Origin of the sequence: Phenylobacterium sp. (genome assembly GCF_036723115.1) — a bacterium.
Lineage (GTDB): Bacteria > Pseudomonadota > Alphaproteobacteria > Caulobacterales > Caulobacteraceae > Phenylobacterium.
Map to the genome: position 1 here is coordinate 3,757 of NZ_DAIMHV010000114.1, position 4,646 is coordinate 8,402.

Genomic DNA, 4,646 nt, shown 5'->3' on the forward strand with positions numbered 1-4,646 from the left:
CGCGCCCGCGCCCGAGGCCGCGCCCGCAGCTTCCATCCCGCCGCCCGCGTCCGAAGCCACGGAGACCAAGCCGTGAGCCTGCATGAAGACGAGGACGAGCGGGAGATCGAGGCCTCCCGCGCCCCGCTGCTCGACCATCTGATCGAGCTGCGCAAGCGGCTGATCATCTGCATCGTCGGCTTCGGCCTGGGCTTTGTCCTGTGCTTCGCCTTCGCCGAGCCCCTCTACATCTTCCTGCTGCGCCCCTTCGAGGTGGCCGCGCGTCTGATGTCGGCGCAAGGGGAGGGAGGCGGTCACGGCCCGTTCGCGCTGATCTCCGCCCTGGCGGGGCTGGCGGATGCGCCCGAGGCGGGGGAAAAGCTGCGTCTGGTCTTCACCGCGCCGCTGGAATTCTTCTTCACCAAGCTGAAGCTGGCGGCCTTCGGGGCGGTGATCCTGGCCTTCCCGGTGCTGGCCTGGCAGGTCTACGCCTTCGTGGCGCCGGGCCTCTATAAGCGCGAGCGGCGGGCCTTCCTGCCCTTCCTGCTGGCGGCGCCGGGCCTGTTCCTGCTGGGGGCGGCGCTGGTCTATTACATGATCCTGCCCTTCGTCCTGTGGTTCTCGCTGTCTCAGCAGATCGTCGGCGCCGCCGGGGTTTCGGTGGAGCTGTTGCCCAAGGTGTCGGACTATCTGACCCTGGTGACCACCCTGCTGCTGGCCTTCGGCCTGTGCTTCCAACTGCCGGTGGTCCTGACCCTGCTGGCGCTCACCGGCATCGTGAACGCCAACATGCTGCGCACGGGGCGGCGCTACGCCATACTGGGGGTGTTCATCGTGGCGGCCATCGTCACCCCGCCCGATCCCATCAGCCAGCTCTCCCTCGCCATCCCCATCATCCTTCTCTACGAGGTCTCGATCTGGTGCGTGCGGCTGATGGAGCGCCGCCGCCGCGAGGCTGAGGATGGCCCCGGCAAGGACGTGATGGCGGTCTGACTCCAGCGCGCCGGCGGGGCTTGGCCGCTTGGCCGACGCGCTCTAGAGAAGGCCGCTCACCTCCAGCCCCCGGCGCGCCATGCACGATATCAAGGCCATTCGCGACAACCCCGACCTCTATGAAAAGGCCTGGAGCGCGAAGGGCCGGTCCGGCGCCGCGGCCGAGGCGATCGCCCTGGACGTCCAGGTCCGCGCCGCCCAGACCGAACTGCAGACCGCCCAGAGCCGTCGCAACGACCTCTCCAAGCAGATCGGCCAGGCCAAGAGCCGCAAGGACGAGGCCGAGGCCGCCCGTCTCATGGCCGAGGTCGAGGCGCTGAAAAGCGTTCTGGAAACCCAAGGGACGGTGGAGCGCGAGACGGGCGAGGCCCTGCGCGACCTGCTGGCGAGCCTGCCCAACCTGCCCGCACACGACGTCCCGGCCGGCGCCGACGAGAGCGACAATCAGGAGGTCCGCCGCTGGGGCGAGCCCTTCGCCATCACCGCGCCCAAGGACCATGTGGAGCTGGGCGAGACCCTGGGCCTGATGGATTTCGAGGCCGCCGCCCGCATGAGCGGCTCGCGCTTCGTGGTGCTCAAGGGCCAGCTGGCGCGGCTGGAGCGGGCGCTGGGCCAGTTCATGCTCGACCTGCAGACCCGCGAGCACGGCTATCTGGAAGTCTCGCCGCCCCTGCTGGTGCGCGACGAGGCGGTGTTCGGCACCGGCCAGCTGCCCAAGTTCGCCGAGGACCTGTTCCACACCGAGGACGGCCGCTGGCTGATCCCCACCGCCGAGGTCTCCCTGACCAATCTGGTGCGCGACCAGATCACCCCGGCTGAGGAATTGCCCCTGCGGCTGACGGCGCTCACCCACTGCTTCCGTTCGGAGGCCGGGGCCTCGGGCCGCGACACCCGCGGCATGATCCGCCAGCACCAGTTCCAGAAGGTCGAGCTCGTCTCCATCACCACGCCGGACCAGTCGGAGGCCGAGCACGAGCGGATGGTCGAATGCGCCGAGGCGGTGCTGAAGGCCCTGGAGCTGCCGTTCCGCACCATGCTGCTCTGCTCGGGCGACATGGGCTTTTCGGCGCGCAAGACCTACGACCTGGAGGTCTGGATCCCGTCGGAGGGGCGCTATCGCGAGATCAGCTCCTGCTCCAACTGCGGCGACTTCCAGGCCCGCCGCATGAACGCCCGCACCAAGGCCGCCGGCGACAAGGCCACCCGCTTTGTCCACACCCTGAACGGCTCGGGCCTGGCCGTGGGCCGCACCCTGGTGGCTATTCTGGAAAACTATCAGGACGAGAACGGGGCCATCGCCATTCCCCAGGCCCTGCATCCCTATCTGGGCGGGCTGACGCGTATCGGAGTTCCTTAAGTGAGGATCCTGCTGACCAATGACGACGGGATCCATGCCGAGGGTCTGGAGTCGCTCGAAAAGATCGCGCGCCAGCTGTCGGACGATATCTGGATCGTCGCCCCGGAATATGAGCAGTCCGGCGCATCGCGTGCGCTGACCCTGTCTGATCCGGTGCGAGTGCGCACCCTTGATCCCCGCCGTTTCGCGGTCAGCGGCACCCCCACCGACTGCGTCATGCTGGGGATCAGCGAGTTGATCGAAGGGGCCAAGCCCGATCTCGTCCTCTCGGGCGTGAACCGGGGCGCCAATATCGCCGAGGACGTGACCCTGTCGGGCACCGTGGCCGGCGCCATCGAGGGCATGGCCATGGGCGTGCCGGCCATCGCCCTGTCACAGACGGGGGGGCTTACGCCCCATGACCCCTTCTTCGAGGTGGCCGAGGTGTTCGGTCCCGGCATCGTCAAGCGGCTGATCGAGATCGGCTGGCCCGGCGATGTGATCATGAACGTCAACTTCCCCAACCTGCCGCCGGCCAAGGTGAGTGCGGTGGAGGTCACCCGTCAGGGCTTCCGGGACGTTCAGGTTCGCCATGCCGAGCGGCGCAGCGACCTTCGGGGGCGCGACTATTACTGGATGGGCTTCCGCCCGGAAAAGTCGCAGCCGGGCGAGGGCACCGACCTGCGCGCCATCTATGAGGGCCGTATTTCGGTCACACCGCTGCATATCGATCTGACCCACTCTGAGACGGTCTATAAGATGCGCGGCGTGCTGGGCGGCGCGCCGCCGAAGGCATGAGATGACGGGCAGCCGGGACAAGGACATCGCTGACAGGCCAGGGGAGGGCGAGGCCGATTCGGCTGAGACCCGCCTGGCGCGCCTGGTCCTGTCCCTGAGGTCCCAGGGGGTGAGCGACGCCAAGGTGCTCCGCGCGCTGGAGGCCACCCCCCGACAGATGTTCACGCCCGACCTGTTCCAGGAACGGGCCTTCGAGGACTCGGCCCTGCCCATCGCCTGCGGCCAGACTATCAGCCAGCCCTTCATCGTCGGTCTGATGACCCAGGCCCTGAAGATCGAGCCCCGGGCGCGGATCCTGGAGATCGGCACAGGGTCGGGCTACCAGACGGCGATCCTCTCCAGGCTGGCCCGGCTGGTCTATACGGTGGAGCGCTATCGCACCCTGCTCGCCGAGGCCGAGCAGAGGTTCAAGGCCCTGGAGCTGACCAACGTCATCACCCGCTTCGGCGACGGCGGTCTGGGCTGGCCCGAACAGGCGCCCTTTGATCGCATCATGGTCACCGCTGCGGCCCCCGACGAGCCCCGCGCCCTGTTGTCGCAACTCAAGCCCAACGGTCTTCTGGTGGCGCCGGTGGGTCGGGGACCTGTCCAGGTGCTGCGGCGCTATGTGGGCGACGGGGCCGGCGGGTTCGCGGTGGAAGACCTGGGAGAGGTCCGGTTCGTTCCGCTTCTCGACGGCGTGGCCCGCGAACTCTGAGGCGGGCTGCGCCATCCATTGAGGGTTGGCTTTGGCGTCGGCCTTAACCCATCATTAACCGCGACGCCTCGACTGATTCCGAACCCGTCCCACGGAGCGGCGATGACGCATTTCCTTACCCGTTCGGCCCTGGTGCTGCTGGCCAGCAGCCTCGTAGCCGCCTGCACCACCTATCAGCCCGACGGGGTCGAGCCCGTGCGGCCGAACTTCCCGGTGCGGCAAGGCCCGGCCGAACAGCCGCCGCCCGCGGCCCAGCCTGGGGGGTTCCCCGACTCGCCCCCGCCCAGCGCCGCCCCCAGCGGGACCGTGGAGTCGCGTCCGCTGGACCCTCTGCCGGCCGCGCCGGCCCGGTCCGACGGTTTTCCGCCGCCGCCGCCGCCGCCGCCGCCGCCGGCCCAGGAGTTCGAGACCGTCACCCGCACCACCGCCACCGGTCAGGTGGTGGATGCCGACGGTCCGCCCCAGACCTATACGGTCCAGTCGGGGGATACGGTCTACGCCATCGCCCGGCGCCTGGGGACCACCCGTGACGAGCTGGCCCGGGCCAACAATCTGAGCGCGCCGGACTATGTGATCCGCCCGGGCCAGGTCCTGAGCGGACCTTCCAGCCGCGCCAAGGCCTATGTGGTGGCCAGCGGCGACACCCTCTACGCCATCGCCCGTCGGTTCAATGTCTCGGCTCAGGCTCTGGTCGAGGCCAATCAGATGGAGATCACCGACATCATCCGGCCGGGGCAGAGGCTGCTCCTGCCGGAAGGCTTCCGCGACACGGGCCCGGTGACGACCACCGCGCGGGTTCCCGTGACCCGCTCGGCCCCGGCCGCGCCAGCGACCGGTCTGGCC

5 protein-coding genes are annotated in these 4,646 nt (G+C 69.1%); all 5 read left to right on the plus strand.

The features are described from left to right. Positions 1-72 precede the first annotated feature (72 nt). Complete coding sequence (gene tatC / locus V7D28_RS11490; protein ID WP_333587522.1) at positions 73-972, plus strand: twin-arginine translocase subunit TatC; 900 nt, start codon at positions 73-75, stop codon at positions 970-972. A 79-nt stretch (positions 973-1,051) separates the two neighbouring features. Further along, a complete protein-coding gene (serS, locus tag V7D28_RS11495; protein WP_333587523.1) occupies positions 1,052-2,329 on the plus strand; it encodes a serine--tRNA ligase in 1,278 nt (425 codons plus the stop codon). After that, positions 2,330-3,106, plus strand: coding sequence for a 5'/3'-nucleotidase SurE (gene surE, locus V7D28_RS11500; protein WP_333587524.1), 777 nt, complete (start codon positions 2,330-2,332; stop codon positions 3,104-3,106). A gap of 1 nt (position 3,107) precedes the next feature. Further along, complete coding sequence (locus tag V7D28_RS11505; protein WP_333587525.1) at positions 3,108-3,803, plus strand: protein-L-isoaspartate(D-aspartate) O-methyltransferase; 696 nt, start codon at positions 3,108-3,110, stop codon at positions 3,801-3,803. 102 nt (positions 3,804-3,905) lie between these two features. After that, the coding region (locus tag V7D28_RS11510) for a LysM peptidoglycan-binding domain-containing protein (protein WP_333587526.1) at positions 3,906-4,646 on the plus strand (741 nt) is incomplete at its 3' end.

Excerpts from the sequence above, each read along its gene's own strand:
- serS (WP_333587523.1), top strand. The coding sequence starts at position 1,052 with ATGCACGATATCAAGGCCATTCGCGACAACCCCGACCTCTATGAAAAG.
- V7D28_RS11505 (WP_333587525.1), top strand. The coding sequence starts at position 3,108 with ATGACGGGCAGCCGGGACAAGGACATCGCTGACAGGCCAGGGGAGGGC.